Raw genomic sequence first — 16,373 nt, forward strand, 5'->3', positions numbered from 1 at the left:
TGCAGAAATGAACTATTTTAAAGAAAAGGGAAATATATAGAATTAAATCTTTTCTATAAGGGTAGTTTTAATCTTTTCCCAAGCCTGAGTTGCATTATAGTCTATATTAGGACGTATGATGGCAACCATATCTGAAAGAAATTCATGGTCTTTCATTTTTTCTTCCATATTAGCGAGGAATTGTTTGTAGGTAGGAGGTTGTTCTACGACAAAAGACATATATTTATGATAACATTCAAGCACTTTATAGGGGTCTATATCATTATGTAATATTGCCCAATAAAGATCAAATAAATCTCGTCCCTTTCTACGTTGGTATAAAGCCCTTAATTTTGTTCCTAACAATTCCTCTAATTCATAGCTAATGAGATTGCATTCCCCAGAATACCAAGTATTAGAAACCTTAAAAGGGATTGGCTTGAGGCCTAAAATGTTGAAATGTTCACGAGTGTTTATTTCTATTTTTAGTCTCATATTAATCACTGGAGGAAACTCAGATTCAAAACGGTAGATGATAGTGTTATTGTGTATATGTTGCTTGACTGTTCGCTTAATTCCTAAGAAAGAAAGGCGATCTCGTATTTCTTTGAGTATAGGATGTATGGGAGCTGATTCTATTTGTACTAAATCAATATCTTCCGAATAGCGAGCCTGTGGTTGTATATATAACTTATGTAAAGCAGTCCCCCCACGAAAGGCTAATGTTTTACTAAGCAATGGAGAGGAAAACATTTCTACAAGAGCACGACTAATGACTAAATCTTGCTCAACCTGAGCCTCATTAGTCCAAGGGGCAATAGATTTCCATTCTAGGATATATCGTTGTGGTATCATATATCTATTTCTATTTTTTCATTTGGAATAATTTTCCACTTATCAGTTAAAGAGCCATTTTTTTGAGTGGATAGAGAAAGGTATTGTGGATATATATTTCGTTTTGAAAGGACAGCAAACAAACACTTGGCTATATCCTCTCTGCCAAGCAAATCATCAAGAATATAACCTACTCTCTGAACCACTGAAGTAGGATAGAAGTCAGCTATTTTCTTTAAGGTATTTTTATTGACCACTTCGGATAGTTCGTCAATGATACCAATAACTCTGCCTAATCCAAAATCCTGTAAGTTCTCTACAAGGTCAAGTATAGTGGCCTCAGCTGTAGATACATTTACATATCCTGTACGTGTTTTAAGTTGTGTAATACAGGAGGTATCCCAGCCATTTTTTATAGTAAAAGAGATATGGATTTTTTCTTTCTTTATATCCCTGATAAAAGGCATAGTAGTGGTAACGAAAAATTGCATAGGCTGTTGATGAGCAGCACCATGGAGAGCTGCCGCAGATAACAGAGATACATAATAATTTCGTTGTAAATACTTCATAAGATCATCAATATACATGATGTAAGGGATGTTTCTTTGTATAGAAAATTCAGGGGTGATAATCACATAAAATCCCCTTCTGATAAGAAGAATTTTTCCTTTACTTATTAAGCGAGATAGAGAGACTTGTGCTATTTTTCTATCATAGCCACTTTTTTCTATTACTTCGTCTAAGGTAAATGAAATTCTTCCTACAGAAAGTACCTGATTGATAAAATCAATATAAGAAAATCCTTTTTCTGCCATGTCTTACTGATAGTCTGCTTCTGCAAAAGGTAACCTATATTGTTACTTTTTGCAGAAATGAACTTTTGTTTAATTGGTCACAAAGGTACTTGTTCTCAATGAAATATACAAATTTTTGTGAGAAAATATTTTATATGACTGAAATACTATTTGTTTGCTATTTTAAGGAAGAAAACTTTAACAAAAAATAAATATTAGCTGGTCACAGTTTGACCAATAGGGGTTGTAATTTTGTCCCAGATAAAAAACGATATTATGTATATACGCTCACTACACATAGAAACGGAGAGAACCAAGAGTTTTCCCTATAACACCTATGCCGTACGCTATGCCAAGCATATAGATATGGGGCAGGCAGTAACCTTTATCGTAGGAGATAATGGCGTAGGGAAATCCACACTGATAGAGAGTATTGCCTACAAATTGGGTTTGCCCCGTATAGACAGCTATTTGGACTATATGCAAGAGTCCTTTGAGCCTATAGAAAGCCTTTCGGAATGCTTGCAATTAGAGTTATACAATCAGGGAAAGGTCAAAGGCTTTTTCTTTCGGGCGGAGGACTTTGGCGATTATGTAGCCAAAGTTGATGATTATGCTAAGTCATGGGCTTATGAATACTTTAAGGAATTGCCCCATTCTCGTATGCTGGAGGCGGTCAATAACAATACCAGAGAGTACAAGAACATGATGTGGAATTACGGACAGAAACTCTCGTCCTTTTCCCATGGAGAGGCCTTTTTGCATATCATCACTGAGCGGACGAAGAAGCAGGGACTTTATATCTTTGACGAGCCAGAGAGCGCCCTTTCCCCTATACACCAGCTATCGCTGATTTACCTTATTAGGGAGCACCTCAAGCGGGAAGACTCACAGTTTATTATTGCTACCCACTCGCCTATACTCATGGCCATGCCAGGAGCCTTGATTTACGAAATCACAGAGACAGGTATGAATGCTACCCCCTTGGAACAAGTAGAGCACTATATCGTTACAAAAACTTTTCTTAATAACCCTGAGGCGTATTTTAGAGAGGAGGAATAGGGCAGCCAAAAGAAGACCGACCCGCAATAGGGTAGCAGCTCAAATGGTTGTATCTTAGCGCGTTAAAGAATTTATCAACGTATATAAAATTTAACATATGAAAGTGTGTAAAAATAAAGATAAATTTGTATTTTTGTGGCTGGTTTAAAATACATATTATAGCCTAAATTTAAGCACTAAAAAAATATTAATCATGAATAATTCTCCAATAACAATAGCAGCAGGTAAAGAATTTGTTATAGATGATTGTAAAAATCCTATAGGGCAATACATATCATATGTAAATGAAATATATGAGTCAGAAATAAATCGAAAAAAAGCGGAAGAAAAAGAGACAAAGGAGCAGAAAGCACCTCTCAAAAATAAACATTTCTTCTTTAGAGGACAAGCAAATAAGGATTGGACTTTACAACCTAAAGTATTGAGAGATACGACTTATAATGAAAAACAACTTGTTCTAGATTTTTATCATTATGGACCTTTACACTCCTTTAATTATGATTTAGATGATGATAGAGTGAGTTTATTGACAGATATGCAACATTATGAAGTACCTACACGTTTATTGGATTGGTCATTGTCTCCCTTATCAGCTCTGTATTTTGCAGTTGAGTCTTCGAGAGATAAATCTGATATAGGAAAAGGAATAATAAGAAAAATAGAAATAAGCCATAGGTTTGGAAGTAGAGCTGAGATAAGAGAAGAAATAAAAATTACAAATTATAGAAAGGATGCCATTGTATATGTATTAAATCCATGGAACTTTAATGGGGAAATTCTGAAAGAAAATTGTAGAAATTATAATTTTCATCCTAAAATGCATGATAGTTATCTATTAGGAAGAGCTTTGTTATCAACATATAAACAGGAAGATTTTTATTTCATACAAGAATATATTTATGAAAAATTTAGGTGTGATATAAATGAATATGATATTCAGAAACCTTTTGCTTTTGTTTCTAATTTTACAAATAGTAGGATGGAACATCAAAGAGGTGTTTTTACTATTCATGGGATAGATAAAGATATAGATTTAAGAAGAGAAAAATATTTTATGGAAAATGCTTGTAAAATAATAATCAGAGCAAATGTAAGACATAAAATCTATGAACAATTAAATTTTTTGTATATCAATGAATATACTCAATATCCTGATATAAAAGGAATTAAAGAAATTGTAGAAAGTAGAAAAGGTTTTTTTAATATTAATTAGTGATTTTTATAGTTAATCAGAAAAGGTTTACGAAAATTGATATGAGTAGGTGTGAATGACAATTCATTCTTGAAAAAGGAAAAATTAAAAGTAGTTATTTTCCTATTTATTTGTATTCTGAATATGTTTGACTATAAAATTGGATAAAAATATTTTAAACAGATACAATCATGAAAGAAATTATTGAAGAAGCACTAGTTAAGTTTGGGCTTAACGGAATTATTTCAAAGAAAGAAAGAAAAGGAAGAAGTAATAAAAACTTTTTCCATACCTGAAAATCAAGATATACTACTTATTTCAGAAAATGAGGATTGTACTTTGGTTACAACTGATTTTGCAATATATTTTCAGATAAATAATATAAATGAATTTAGAGAATTAGAATCTTCTATTTTTGAATTTGAACCTTTTGGAGGATTTTTAAGAAAAGATTTGTCAAAAGAAAGAATGAAACTTTCTGATGCACTTCTCCAAACTGCAAAAGATAGTCTCTTAAAGAAAAGACTACCTCCTATTTTATGGGATAAAATAGTTTCAATTGAAGAAGAAAAAATCACGAAAGATGATAAACAATTCTCAATACTTATATTCAAGATAGAAGAAGAAAAAGAGAATATCAAAATCCTATTTTCATCTTCTATATTTTATGAATTATTCCATTATATACATACAGAGATAAAAAACAATAGTCAAGCTATTTCTGTAATAGAAAAAATAAAACAACTTTTAGCACAGAATAATATTCAAGAGGCGCAAATATTTCTTAGAAGCATAAAAGTTAATGAAAAATCTCCTTGTTATAAAGAATATCTTTCTTTGAGTGCTGAAATATATAAGAAAAATAATAATTTCTATAAGGCAGCACAAGCATATGATAGTCTAAAAAATCTTGATAAAGGTAATTTGGAGGCTTTTTCTCAGTATAGTAAAGAAGAGCAAAATAATTATCATAATTATCTTACTCATTTTAAAGACTTGCCTTTACATGAACGTAAAATTATTACTATTTCTAAAACTGATGATCTCTTTAAATCTGAACATGTTACCTTATTAAATATAAAGAAATTACCAGAGTTACATTTTCCTCAATATCATCCTAAAGTTAATCAAACTTATATAGCACATCCTTATAAAACAGATAGTTATTTGCCTATAGAGAATTATGACTATGAATTGCTTAATGACAGATTGAATGAATTTTTCTATATCCTTCAATGCTTGGGTGCGACATCTATAACTTTTGAAACTATAAAAGAAGAAAATAAGGAAGAAAATAATCATTCTAACCTTAAAGCAGAAGCTGAAGCAAAGACAAAAATTGCAGGAGGGAAAGTTGGGGTAGACTATGATAGTCTTATGAACTCTTCTCTACGTGACTATCTAAAAATGGAGCGAACTCAGACTTTTGATCCTGAAAAAAGACCTTATATTCCTAAGGATGTAGTGTGGTTTCCTAGTGAATTTTCTTGGCAACGATTAGCACAACAACGATTGAATGGAAATTTCCTTTCTCATGATGAAGTACTTTCTTCTTCTCAGACACAAACATTGGATAGAAATGAAATCCTTGATGTAAATGCAGAATTAAAAATGTTATTTACATCTGTAAAGGCTGGTGTTCATTACCAAGAAGAAAAAGAAATCAAACAAAATAGGGATTTTAGTTGCCGTATTAGTGTAAAGTTCAAACCTATGAATGAATTTACTGAAGAGAATGAGACTATTGATATAACAGCAGAAGAAGTAATACAAACACCTGTTCAGCTTCCTACTCCTGATAACGAGGCTCGCTACTTGGAAGAGATACATTTTATGTTGGAGAATGATGGGGTGATAGATGAGCGTGAGCGTACAATCTTGGAGCGTATTCGGGAACGTTATAATATTACTCCTGAAAGAGCAAAAGAACTTGAAGCACAAGCTATTGCAGGTCAAGAACTGACTTCGGAAGAACAAGAATACTTATCCGAGTATAAGAACTCCTTACACGATGGGGCTATATCTGAGAGAGAACGTCGCTTGCTTAACCGCTTGGCAATGGCCTTGGGAATTAGTGAAGAGAGAGTAAAGGAATTGGAAGGGAATATTTAAGAAATAGATCATATGGCAAAACAAATTAATATTCAGAATCCAGTTAATCTTACTACTATTCAAAATTTCTTAAGTCAAAGGCCTGAAATAAAATATTTTGAAGGGAAAAATTACAAAAATAATTCTAACAAAGTTCTTTTTATAGGAAAAGGACATTATATTGAAAAGATAGATATAGACCATGCAAATTTTATAAAAAAACCTATACCAGTTAATGATTGGTATAATTCGTTAAATATTTACAATGAAATTGTTGATAAAAAGTTACAAGAAAATATCAATACTAGAGATATAATAGAAAAACGATTAATTAACAGTCTTAACAGTCCAAATCAAGCACATCTTATTTATCAAAAGATTGCAGAGGTATATGCTCAAAAATATGATTTGAGTAACTTTAAAAAGGCTTTAGAAGAGATTGCTTTTGCAAATGCTTTTTTGAGACCTGCTATTAATATAAAGAGTCTTGAAGAAAAAATATCAATTCTATAGATATAAACTATACTTTAGGATATGTAGATTTCCTGATAACAAATCTAAATCCTACAAAGATTTTTTTATTACATAACCACATAGATTTTATTAAAAACTATATTCAAAGTAACTACCAAAATCAGAATATAAATATAGATAGGGTCTCTTGTCCTCGTAAAGGGTGGAATAATAGTCAAAAAGGAGGACAGAAACTTTTATTGTTATTATAATCTACTCTTCCCTCACTAGCACAAGTTTGTACTATTTGCCAAAAGATAAAACTTTAGCAAAGTTTTTACTATTGTCCCTTGTGTTTATTCTGATAGTTTTGAATGTGAGAAACTTAAAAATTGTTAAACAATAAAAATTGAATATGAAATTAATTGTACTTAAAGGAGAGCCTAATGTTGGTAAAACAGTTACTATTAACTATGTATACAATAAGTTAAGAGGACAAGGGTATATTGAACCTTCTATAGATGTCTTTAAGGATTTAGAAAATGGAGATTTCTTGACGGTTCTCAAAAAGGAAAGTATTAAACTTGGTGTTGTTTCTCAAGGAGATTATGCTATAGGGGAATGCTCCGTAAAAAATCACTTAGAGGATTTGGAAAAACAGAATTGCTCGATAGTAATATGTGTTCAAACTATTGGAAAAGACAAAGAAAAAATACAAAAAGCTATAGATAAATATTCACAAAAAGAAATAGTTACTATTTCAAAAATTGAAGATTATAAAAAAAGAGCTCAAAAAATCAATGATAAAGTAACAGAAATCTTAAATTATTTAAAGGACTCATTGAAGACATTATGACAATCTACACCCTACACCCCGAATTAGCTCCCTTTGTAGGGAAGCATTATGCGAAGGCTCCTTTGAAAATGCTCTTTCAGGGGGAGAGCCACTATCTACCGGAGGCTTATGATCATAAGGTAGTTCAGGAGTGGTATGAGTAGAATATAGTAATATAAAAAATCTAAAAAATGATAAAATCAACAGAAGAACGTACTTATGATGATAGTAAGTATAAAATAAGAAGATACATACCGCAGCACACTATAAAAAAGCATTATGATCTACAGGGGAGATTGGTTGCTATAGATATTGCTAAGGATAATCGTAGGCAAGAATATACCTATGATCACTTAGGAAATCTTATAGAAGAGCGCTATTATAGAAATGGTAAACAAACAGATATGGTAAGGCATGAATTTCTATATGATAATAAGGGGCGCTTACTACAGAAAGTAGATAAAGGCAGCTATTCTTCTACTCGTAAGTATGTGTATGATGATCATGATAATCCTATTGCTCTCTATTTGAATGATGTTCTTTTTGAAATATATGAATATGAGTATGATTTTTTAGGGAATATTACAGAAGAACGCTGGTATACACCTTATTGGGAAATATTTGATGAGTACCGTAGGGAAATAAAAAATCCTGATTTTCAATCTCTTTATAAGAATAAAATTCCCATTTTCATTGAAAAAGATGATAAAAATAGTATTGATTATACCCAAGCAGGGGTACTATTCAAGCGAATTTGCTATGATGATAAAAAAGAAATCAGTACTCAGTTTGATTTGCAATGGGGAGTGTATTTCAATGTATTATTTGAAAAGGATGACAACCATATTGATATGGTGAAAAAAGGCAAGAGGAAACCTAAAGAATACATCTTTCATAATTGGGAAGGGGTAAGAGTAGAAAGGTGCTATAATAAGAAAAGTATAAAGGTGGAAATATTTGATGAAAATTTTCCAAATGACATATATGAGAGAAAAAAAGGAGGTTATTGGAGCAAGGTACGATTTTTTGATTATTTAGATTTATGTAGAGATGTTGATATATTTCAGCATGGTAAATATGAAGACGATATATTTACTTATTCTATGAGATGTTTTTTAGAATGGAAATATGACACTAAAGGAAATTGGATTGAAAAACTAGATTATAGATTTTTTTATACAGAAGGTTCTGTTTCTCTTGCTAAAAAAGAGGAAATTGTAGAGAGAAAAATAGAATATTATTAATCTTAAAACCATATAAAAATGCCTTTATATAGAGTAACAGTAACAAGGACAGTAGTAAGCAATGGCTTGCGATTGGAGTCAGGAATGCAGGTGGAGGTACTTACCCAATCAGTTACCAACCCTGTGTTTGTAAACGGAGGAAAAGATGTAATTGCAGCTTTCCAGCGTGTGTATGGGATTGATGTAAGTCGTATCTTTACAAGTCTCAAAACTGCACTGAAAGTGGACAAAATAGGATAAAATGATCTACACCCTACACCCTGAATTAGCTCCCTTTGTAGGGAAGCATTATGCAAAGGCTCCTCTGAAAGTACTCTTTCAGGGGGAGAGCCACTATCTGCCAGCGGACTATAACCATAAGGTGGGGCAGGAGTGGTATGAGCGGAGTACCGCGAGCTATGGTTTTACAAAGGAGGCTTTGGCTTGGCTCAATACAGCGGCCATTATACGCCATGATGTGATAGAGAGTAGTTACAAAAATCCCTCTCATGCTATCTATAGGCATATAGGTGGGGTATATGGAGCGGTGTTTAACAAGGGGGATTACCCGCAAGCTCTTGAATATATAGCCTTTAGCAACTACTTTCTACGCCCTGCGGAGGTAAGTGGGGAGAGCATTGTAGTGGCAGGGGAGGCGGAGGAGCTGCGCTCTTTCGAGCAGTTGCGTGCCTTGGAGAACCAGTATCGTCCTGACCTGATTGTCTTTGTTAGCAAAAAAGCCTATGAGTCTTTTCTGCGGATAGCTCAAAAGCAGCAAGCAAGAGGTTTGCTCAGCAAAGCGCGGAGTATCCCGCACCCCAATACGTCTTGGTGGAACAGACCTATCAGCCAGTACGAAGGGCGTACAGGGAAGGAGCAGTTGGAGCAGATCCTGTGGGAGGCATAGTAAAAATATATTTTCTAAATTATTAGGGTGTAATTGATAATTAATTTCTATCTTTGCACCCTATTACTATTAGTATGAATTTATTTGAAACATTGGGGCTAAGCGCACCCCTACTCGAAGCGATTGATGACTTGGGCTTCGAGCGTCCGTCTGAGGTACAACAAGCCGCTATCCCTGTATTGCTTGAAGCACCTACCGATATGGTGGCACTGGCACAAACAGGAACCGGAAAAACCGCTGCTTTTGGTTTTCCACTTCTTCAACTGATTGATCCCACACAGCGTATTACTCAAGGACTTATCTTGGCGCCTACTCGTGAGCTATGTTTGCAAATTGCTTCCGAGCTTAAGCAGTATGCCAAGTATATGCCACAGGTGCATATTGTAGCTATCTATGGGGGGGCAAGTATAGAAGAACAAGCCCGTAGCCTTAAGAAAGGGGCGCATATTATCGTGGCTACCCCTGGCCGTATGCAGGATATGATGCGCCGCGAACTGGCTTCTATCGCTCATATCAGCTATTGTGTACTCGATGAGGCTGATGAGATGCTCAATATGGGCTTCTATGAGGATATCTGCTCTATATTATCCGAAACACCTGATGGAAAAAATACTTGGCTCTTCTCGGCTACAATGCCTGCCGAGGTGGCCAAAATCGCTAAAGAGTTCATGTATAAGCCCAAGGAGATTACCATAGGGCATAAGAACCAAGCCTCCAACAACGTACTCCACGAATGCTATATCGTCAATGGCCGTCAGCGCTATGAGGCACTCAAGCGCTTGGCCGATGCCAATCCGTCTATCTTCTCCGTAGTCTTCTGCCGTACCAAACGTGATACCCAAGCGATAGCCGAGAAACTGATAGAGGACGGTTACAATGCGGCTGCCCTCCATGGCGATCTAAGCCAAAACCAGCGCGACCTGGTGATGAAAGGTTTCCGAGCTAAGCAAATCCAAATGCTCGTGGCTACTGATGTGGCTGCCCGTGGGATAGATGTGGATGATATTACCCATGTGATCCACTACCAACTCCCAGACGAGATAGAGACCTACACTCACCGCAGTGGCCGTACGGGGCGCGCAGGCAAGTCGGGTGTATCTATGGTGATCCTTACCAAGAGTGAGGCCAAGCGTATCAAGACGATTGAGAAGATTATCCAAAAGACTTTTGAGTACAAGTCTATCCCCAGTGGTATGGAAATCTGTGAGATACAGCTCTACCACTTGGCCAATACGATTAAGGACACCCAGGTGAATCCTGCCGTGAATGAGTATCTGCCAGCGATCTACGATGTGCTGAGCGACCTGAACCGTGAGGAGCTGATTCAGCGTATGGTAGCGGTGGAGTTCAACCGTTTCTACAACTATTACAGCAAGTCCAAAGACCTCAATGCGGAAACCACAGAAGGCAAATCTTTCTCTACCGAAGGAGAGACCCGTTACTTTATCAATATAGGGGAGCGCGATGGCTATGACTGGCGACTGCTTAAGGATTTCCTTAGAGAGAACATTGGTCTGGGCAAGAACGACATCTTCAAGGTAGATGTAAAGGATACTTTTTCCTTTTTCAATACCGAAGCGGAGATGACCCAGTTGGTATTGGACACTTTTGCCGATTTTAAGATGGACAACCGCTCCATTCATATAGAAATCTCCCAACAAAAAGGAGCTGGCGACAAAGGAAAGAAAGACAAAAGGGATAAGAAGGATAAGAAGGAAAGAAGAGACCATAAGCCAGCCGATAGAAGAGATAAAAAAGGAGCGCCTAAACGCAAAGATGCTTCTGATACCTTTTCTAAGAAACGGAAAAAGAGGAAATAATGATTAATGATTAATGCCAGCAATGATTAATGATTAATGACAAGTGACTAGTGAGAAATTATTGACAATTATTATTTTTTTCTTATATTTGGGGCAGATTTTGAAGTTGAGTAGTTGTATTGTTAATTTATTGAAAACAAGTGTTTTATGAAAAACAGTTTTCTTTTTTTTCTACTATTCTTGTCCTTTGCCACATGGGCACAGGAGGAGACAGTTATGCGGGGAAATGTCTTCAATACCAAGACCAATTTGCCATTGGATAATGTGAATATACTGAATATCAATCAAGTAAAAGGAGCTATCACCAATGCTAAGGGAGATTTTGCCATTCGTGCGGCGGTGAATGATACATTGCACTTTTCTTACCTTGGTTTTAAGTCGATCAAGATCAAGGTGACTCAGGATATGATTCGCTTTCCTGGTACGCGTATCGGGCTGACGGAATTGGCCTATGCCTTGGAGGAGGTGGTCATCTCCCCCTATCGCCTTACAGGTTATTTGGCTATAGATGCCAAGTATATGCCTATCAATACCAATAAGCAGTACAGTATCTCTGGTTTGGACTTGGGCTATGAACCTCGTACAGGAGCGCCTTCAACGGCTGGAAAAGTATTGGAAGCCATAGGAAATCCAGTAGGGACTATCTATAAGCTCTTTAGCAGCCGAGAGAAAGATCTTAGAAAGCTCAAGAAGATGAAACAGAGTGATGAGATTCGCTCCATGCTCAATAGCAAATATGACAGGGAGAGCCTTAGTGAGATCTTAGGTATAGACAAAGACAAATTGGAGGACTTGCTTCGCCATTGTAACTATTCTAAGGACTTTATCAAAAACTCCAATGACCTACAGTTCTTAGATGCTCTTACCCAATGCTATGAGGAGTACAAACTCCTTAATAAGTGACAAATTACTAGTGACGAGTGACTAACGACAAGTGACAAGTGACTAATGACTAACCTCTAACTCCTAGTCCCTAACCCCTAAACCCCTATAACCCTGTATATAGATGAAAAAGTTTTTTAAAATTATTGGAATTATTTTTGTGGTCTTGATACTGCTACTTGTTTCCATTCCTTTTCTCTTTAAGAACACCATAAAGGAGAAAATCATGGAGAAAGTGAACGAAAGTGTAGATGCACAAATCAGTTTTACAGACTTCTCCCTCAGTGTGTTTAAGAACTTCCCCAATGCAACGGTGGAAGTGGGCGGACTGAAGGTGATTAACAACGCCCCTTTTGAGGGAGATACCTTGGCCTATGTGGGTAATTTCTCTGCAAAGGTGAACCTTAAGGATATACTCTTTAAGAAAGACGATGAACCTTACAAACTCCTTGGCTTCTCCATAGCCGATGCAGTGGTAAATGTACGTATAAATGAAGCAGGCAAAGGCAACTTTGACATTGCCAAAAGCACCTCGGATACTCCAGAGAGTGAGGAGCCAAATAATTTCTCTCTTGACTTAAATGAGTATAACATTGATAACCTGCGCTTTACCTTTAAGGAAGATGGCTCAAAGATGAGTGTAATAGTGGATAGTCTTTATCACAAAGGAAAAGGAAACTTTGCAAATCAAGTACTTGATTTAGAGACTACTACATCACTTAAATTGTCTTTTGCCTCTGATGGTACGGCCTTTTTGCGTAACAATGTGGTGACCCTTGATGCGATCTTGGGTATAGACCTTAATCAGCAAAAATATACGCTAAAGGACAATACGCTAAAACTAAATGACTTAGAGCTTAATTTTGATGGCTTTGTACAACTCTTGGACGATGGTCAGCTCTATGACCTAAGTTTCAAAACGCCTAAGACTACCTTTAAGAACTGTTTAGACCTTATTCCTGCTGCTTATACCAAGAGTATAGAAGGGGTACAGACAACAGGTGAGTTTACAATCAACGGGAAGGTAGCGGGCAAATATACCCCTACGACTATTCCTAAGTTGGATATTCGTATGCTCTCCAATAATGCGTCTTTCAAGTATCCTTCTCTGCCTAAGTCGGTTAAGAATATTGATATAGATGTAAAGATAGGCAATGATACAGAGAAATTGGAAGATACTTATGTGAATATCAATCGTTTTGCTTTCACGATAGACCAAGATGCTTTCTCTGCAAAAGCCCTTTTAAGGAATCTTACAGGGAATATGCTTGTGGATGCAGACCTTAAAGGAACTATCAATTTGGAGAATATCCAAAAAGCCTATCCTGTACAGATGGATTTAGACCTAAAGGGAATCCTCAAGGCCGATATAACTACTTCTTTTGATATGGCATCGGTAGAGAAAAAAGCTTACGAGCGTATTCGCAATGCAGGGCATGCCTCTTTGGAAAAGTTTGTCTATTCTGGGGCAGGATTCCTACAGCCTTTCCATATCAACAAGGCAGGGCTTTCCTTCAATAATGCTAAGATAGAGCTTACCGAACTGGACGCCAAGACAGGAAAAACGGACTTTAATATCAAGGGAACTTTGGAAAACTTCTATGGCTTTACTTTGCGCAATGAAGTGCTCAAAGGGAACTTCTCCTTGGCCTCCAACCATATAGATGTGGGTGACTTCATGCAAACCGATACACCAGCAGAAACCCCTAAACAAGAGGAGAAAAAACCTGCTGAGACCAAGCCTGCCACTACAAATACCTCTACCGCAGGAGCTTCTATCAAAATTCCTGCTTTCCTAGATTGTACCCTCGATGCCAAAGCAAAGACTGTACTCTATGATAAGCTCAACCTAAACAATGTCTCAGGTAAGCTTATTATCAAAGATGAGAAAGTAAGCCTACAGAACTTACAGACTGATATATTTGGAGGGAAAACAGCCGTTACAGGAAACGTATCTACCAAGGGAGATACCTCTACCTTTGCTGTGGATCTAGATATGACCAAGCTCAATGTTACAGAATCTTTCTCTCAGATAGATATGCTTAAGAAGATCATGCCTATTGCCAAGGTGGTAGAAGGATTCTTTAGCTCCAAGATCAATGTAACAGGAAAGCTCACTCCAGAGCTCACTCCCGATATTAATTCGCTTTCAGGAAGCCTTTCCGCTTCCTTGTTGGATACCCATGTGAAACAAACCTCTCCACTGGTTTCAGCCTTGGATTCACAGTTCACCCAGCTGAACCTCTCCAAGCTCAATCTTAAAGACCTTAAGGCTAATGTAACCTTTGAGAATGGTCGTGTGGTAGTAAAACCTTTCACAATTAAGTGGAATGGTAGTACCATCAATGTAGCGGGAACCCATGGTTTTGACCAAACGATGGACTACAAACTAACCTTCAATGTACCGGCTAAGATGCTCGGGGCAGATGCTTCGGCTCTATTGGCTAAGCTCACCGCTACCGAGCAGCAGAAGTTGGGGGATATTCCAGTGAATGTGAATATGGGAGGTAACTTTACCAAGCCTCAGGTCTCTACCGATATGAAACAGGTGGTAAATAACCTAGCCCTACAGGTAGCCAAAGCACAGGCCAATCAGCTAACAGACAAGGTAATGGATAAGGTAACCAATGAAGTAACCAACAAGATTACCGAGAAGATAGGAGGAGAAGCCATGAACAAAGCCACAGATGCTTTGGGTAAGATCATAGGTGGTAAAACACAAGCTAACCCTGCCGATACCACTAAAACCCAACAACAAGCCCCTAAAGACCAAGCTAAAAAAGCAGTAAACAACCTCTTGGATGGACTGTTTAAGAAGAAAGAATAAAATCAATAATTAATGTTTAATGATTAATGTTCAATGATTAATGATTAATAGTCAGTGATTTAATGGCTATTAATCATTGATCATTATAGGCATTAATCATTATTGGCATTAATCATTAATCATTATTGGCATTAATCATTAGAAATGAAGGATACAGCAAGACATCAAGGGATGCGAAATCTTTTGGCGCGACAGCTTTCAGAGCGTCCGCAGTACCCGATCTCTGATGAAAAGGTATTACAAGCCATTAGAACCATTCCCCGACATTTGTTTTTAGACAGTATTTTTGAAGAAAGAGCTTATCAAGATATAGCCTTTCCTATTGGTGCAGATCAGACGATTTCTCGCCCTCATACAGTGGCATTCCAGACACAGTTGCTAGAGGTGCAACCAGGACAGAAAGTACTTGAGATAGGTACAGGAAGCGGCTACCAGTCGGCCGTATTGGTGTTACTGAAGGTAGAACTTTATACGATAGAAAGGCAACAAGAGCTCTTCAAGAAGACCAAACTTCTACTAGAGCGAATGGGTTATATGCCTAAAAAAATGATTTTTGGGGACGGCTATAAGGGTTATATAGAACAAGCACCTTATGACCGTATTTTGGTAACTGCGGGGGCGCCAGAGGTACCTATGGAATTGCTGGTACAACTGAAGATCGGAGGGCGGCTAGTAATCCCTATAGGGAAAGGCGAGCAGATTATGACCGTTTTTACACGCCTTTCGGCCAATGAGTTCAACAAAGAGGAATATGGAACCTTTGGGTTTGTACCTATGCTGGAGAATGTACAATCGAAAATTAGGTAAAAAGTAGAGGGTAAGAAAGAGGTAATGGGTTTTACTTTTTATCCTTTATTTTTTACCTACAAGATGCAAATATACGAAAAAAAAACGGAAAATAAAAATGGATTTTTTGCTATAATTCAAATATTTTTTATTAACTTTGTAGTGGAAAAAAGTTATTAATTAATATTATAAAGATATGAAACAAAGAGTTCCCGTTTCCCAGATTATGTCTAAGGACGTAGTAACAATAGACCCTACTAAGACCTTGTATGAGGCAGAGGCATTGTTCAAAAAACACCACATTCGTCATATTCCAGTAGTGGAAGGACGCAAACTTATAGGAGTACTGAGCCTCACCGACTTGTTGCGTATTAGCTTTGCTGACCTTTCTGATGACGAAAAGCATGTGGATAGTGTAGTGTATGATATGTTCACCATTCCACAAGTAATGGCCAAGGTACCGCTTTCTATCTCACCTGATACTACTATCAAGGAAGCCGCAGAGATACTTGCAGGACAAACTTTCCACGCCTTGCCTGTTACTGAAAATGGAAACTTGGTAGGTATGCTTACCACTACCGATCTTATCAAGTATCTGTTAGAGCAGTACTAAGACTCGCCTTATCATAGGAGACAAGAAGAAGCCAAAATCCGCGGATTTTGGCTTCTTTCATTACAATTATACCAT

Annotated in this window: 16 protein-coding genes; 14 read left to right on the forward strand and 2 right to left on the reverse strand. The window is 36.7% G+C overall.

The features are described 5' to 3' along the window. Window positions 1–42: 42 nt before the first annotated feature. Together HMPREF1154_RS05520 and HMPREF1154_RS05525 are read right to left on the reverse strand one after the other, a co-directional pair. Window positions 43–834, reverse strand: a complete 792-nt coding sequence (locus HMPREF1154_RS05520; protein ID WP_009641557.1) for a nucleotidyl transferase AbiEii/AbiGii toxin family protein — start codon at window positions 832–834, stop codon at window positions 43–45. Then, window positions 831–1,628 (reverse strand): type IV toxin-antitoxin system AbiEi family antitoxin domain-containing protein, encoded by a 798-nt coding sequence (locus tag HMPREF1154_RS05525; protein WP_009641563.1) that lies wholly within the window; start codon window positions 1,626–1,628, stop codon window positions 831–833. Before HMPREF1154_RS05525 ends, HMPREF1154_RS05520 begins: the two co-directional genes overlap by 4 nt. A gap of 255 nt (window positions 1,629–1,883) precedes the next feature. On the opposite strand from HMPREF1154_RS05525, the gene HMPREF1154_RS05530 reads away from it, so the two are divergent. The 14 genes from HMPREF1154_RS05530 (at window position 1,884) to HMPREF1154_RS05590 (ending at window position 16,298) form a co-directional block, all read left to right on the forward strand. Beyond that, window positions 1,884–2,669: an AAA family ATPase gene (locus tag HMPREF1154_RS05530; protein WP_009641599.1), complete on the forward strand. Its 786-nt coding sequence runs from the start codon at window positions 1,884–1,886 to the stop codon at window positions 2,667–2,669. Window positions 2,670–2,862: 193 nt separating this feature from the next. Continuing rightward, window positions 2,863–3,882 (forward strand): FRG domain-containing protein, encoded by a 1,020-nt coding sequence (locus HMPREF1154_RS05535; RefSeq protein ID WP_009641536.1) that lies wholly within the window; start codon window positions 2,863–2,865, stop codon window positions 3,880–3,882. A 204-nt stretch (window positions 3,883–4,086) separates the two neighbouring features. Then, on the forward strand, window positions 4,087–5,973 hold the full coding sequence (locus tag HMPREF1154_RS05540; protein ID WP_009641547.1) for a hypothetical protein: 1,887 nt from the start codon (window positions 4,087–4,089) through the stop codon (window positions 5,971–5,973). A gap of 12 nt (window positions 5,974–5,985) precedes the next feature. Continuing rightward, window positions 5,986–6,465 carry a hypothetical protein gene (locus HMPREF1154_RS05545; RefSeq protein WP_009641569.1) on the forward strand — a complete coding sequence of 160 codons (480 nt, stop codon included), beginning with the start codon at window positions 5,986–5,988 and terminating at the stop codon, window positions 6,463–6,465. A gap of 355 nt (window positions 6,466–6,820) precedes the next feature. Continuing rightward, window positions 6,821–7,261 (forward strand): hypothetical protein, encoded by a 441-nt coding sequence (locus tag HMPREF1154_RS05550; protein WP_009641582.1) that lies wholly within the window; start codon window positions 6,821–6,823, stop codon window positions 7,259–7,261. Then, on the forward strand, window positions 7,258–7,404 hold the full coding sequence (locus HMPREF1154_RS13305; protein WP_157231242.1) for a hypothetical protein: 147 nt from the start codon (window positions 7,258–7,260) through the stop codon (window positions 7,402–7,404). Before HMPREF1154_RS05550 ends, HMPREF1154_RS13305 begins: the two co-directional genes overlap by 4 nt. A gap of 27 nt (window positions 7,405–7,431) precedes the next feature. Next, complete coding sequence (locus tag HMPREF1154_RS05555; RefSeq protein WP_009641595.1) at window positions 7,432–8,484, forward strand: RHS repeat domain-containing protein; 1,053 nt, start codon at window positions 7,432–7,434, stop codon at window positions 8,482–8,484. Window positions 8,485–8,502: 18 nt separating this feature from the next. Continuing rightward, window positions 8,503–8,724, forward strand: a complete 222-nt coding sequence (locus HMPREF1154_RS05560) for a DUF6140 family protein (RefSeq protein ID WP_009641552.1) — start codon at window positions 8,503–8,505, stop codon at window positions 8,722–8,724. 1 nt (window position 8,725) lies between these two features. Further along, window positions 8,726–9,370 (forward strand): hypothetical protein, encoded by a 645-nt coding sequence (locus HMPREF1154_RS05565; protein ID WP_009641579.1) that lies wholly within the window; start codon window positions 8,726–8,728, stop codon window positions 9,368–9,370. Window positions 9,371–9,444: 74 nt separating this feature from the next. Then, the gene (locus HMPREF1154_RS05570) at window positions 9,445–11,190 is read left to right on the forward strand and encodes a DEAD/DEAH box helicase (RefSeq protein WP_009641621.1); all 1,746 of its coding nucleotides are present in this window, start codon (window positions 9,445–9,447) and stop codon (window positions 11,188–11,190) included. 147 nt (window positions 11,191–11,337) lie between these two features. After that, window positions 11,338–12,093, forward strand: a complete 756-nt coding sequence (locus HMPREF1154_RS05575) for a carboxypeptidase-like regulatory domain-containing protein (protein WP_009641572.1) — start codon at window positions 11,338–11,340, stop codon at window positions 12,091–12,093. 103 nt (window positions 12,094–12,196) lie between these two features. Then, window positions 12,197–14,899, forward strand: coding sequence for an AsmA family protein (locus HMPREF1154_RS05580; RefSeq protein WP_009641610.1), 2,703 nt, complete (start codon window positions 12,197–12,199; stop codon window positions 14,897–14,899). A 144-nt stretch (window positions 14,900–15,043) separates the two neighbouring features. After that, window positions 15,044–15,706 carry a protein-L-isoaspartate(D-aspartate) O-methyltransferase gene (locus HMPREF1154_RS05585; protein WP_009641565.1) on the forward strand — a complete coding sequence of 221 codons (663 nt, stop codon included), beginning with the start codon at window positions 15,044–15,046 and terminating at the stop codon, window positions 15,704–15,706. A gap of 175 nt (window positions 15,707–15,881) precedes the next feature. Then, window positions 15,882–16,298, forward strand: a complete 417-nt coding sequence (locus HMPREF1154_RS05590) for a CBS domain-containing protein (protein WP_016419388.1) — start codon at window positions 15,882–15,884, stop codon at window positions 16,296–16,298. The last annotated feature ends 75 nt before the right edge of the window (window positions 16,299–16,373 follow it).

It is taken from the genome of Capnocytophaga sp. CM59, assembly GCF_000293175.1.
Taxonomy (GTDB): Bacteria; Bacteroidota; Bacteroidia; order Flavobacteriales; family Flavobacteriaceae; genus Capnocytophaga; species Capnocytophaga granulosa.

Excerpts from the sequence above, each read along its gene's own strand:
- HMPREF1154_RS05520 (WP_009641557.1), bottom strand. The coding sequence starts at position 834 with ATGATACCACAACGATATATCCTAGAATGGAAATCTATTGCCCCTTGG.
- HMPREF1154_RS05525 (WP_009641563.1), bottom strand. The coding sequence starts at position 1,628 with ATGGCAGAAAAAGGATTTTCTTATATTGATTTTATCAATCAGGTACTT.
- HMPREF1154_RS05530 (WP_009641599.1), top strand. The coding sequence starts at position 1,884 with ATGTATATACGCTCACTACACATAGAAACGGAGAGAACCAAGAGTTTT.
- HMPREF1154_RS05535 (WP_009641536.1), top strand. The coding sequence starts at position 2,863 with ATGAATAATTCTCCAATAACAATAGCAGCAGGTAAAGAATTTGTTATA.
- HMPREF1154_RS05545 (WP_009641569.1), top strand. The coding sequence starts at position 5,986 with ATGGCAAAACAAATTAATATTCAGAATCCAGTTAATCTTACTACTATT.
- HMPREF1154_RS05550 (WP_009641582.1), top strand. The coding sequence starts at position 6,821 with ATGAAATTAATTGTACTTAAAGGAGAGCCTAATGTTGGTAAAACAGTT.
- HMPREF1154_RS13305 (WP_157231242.1), top strand. The coding sequence starts at position 7,258 with ATGACAATCTACACCCTACACCCCGAATTAGCTCCCTTTGTAGGGAAG.
- HMPREF1154_RS05555 (WP_009641595.1), top strand. The coding sequence starts at position 7,432 with ATGATAAAATCAACAGAAGAACGTACTTATGATGATAGTAAGTATAAA.
- HMPREF1154_RS05560 (WP_009641552.1), top strand. The coding sequence starts at position 8,503 with ATGCCTTTATATAGAGTAACAGTAACAAGGACAGTAGTAAGCAATGGC.
- HMPREF1154_RS05565 (WP_009641579.1), top strand. The coding sequence starts at position 8,726 with ATGATCTACACCCTACACCCTGAATTAGCTCCCTTTGTAGGGAAGCAT.
- HMPREF1154_RS05570 (WP_009641621.1), top strand. The coding sequence starts at position 9,445 with ATGAATTTATTTGAAACATTGGGGCTAAGCGCACCCCTACTCGAAGCG.
- HMPREF1154_RS05575 (WP_009641572.1), top strand. The coding sequence starts at position 11,338 with ATGAAAAACAGTTTTCTTTTTTTTCTACTATTCTTGTCCTTTGCCACA.
- HMPREF1154_RS05580 (WP_009641610.1), top strand. The coding sequence starts at position 12,197 with ATGAAAAAGTTTTTTAAAATTATTGGAATTATTTTTGTGGTCTTGATA.
- HMPREF1154_RS05585 (WP_009641565.1), top strand. The coding sequence starts at position 15,044 with ATGAAGGATACAGCAAGACATCAAGGGATGCGAAATCTTTTGGCGCGA.
- HMPREF1154_RS05590 (WP_016419388.1), top strand. The coding sequence starts at position 15,882 with ATGAAACAAAGAGTTCCCGTTTCCCAGATTATGTCTAAGGACGTAGTA.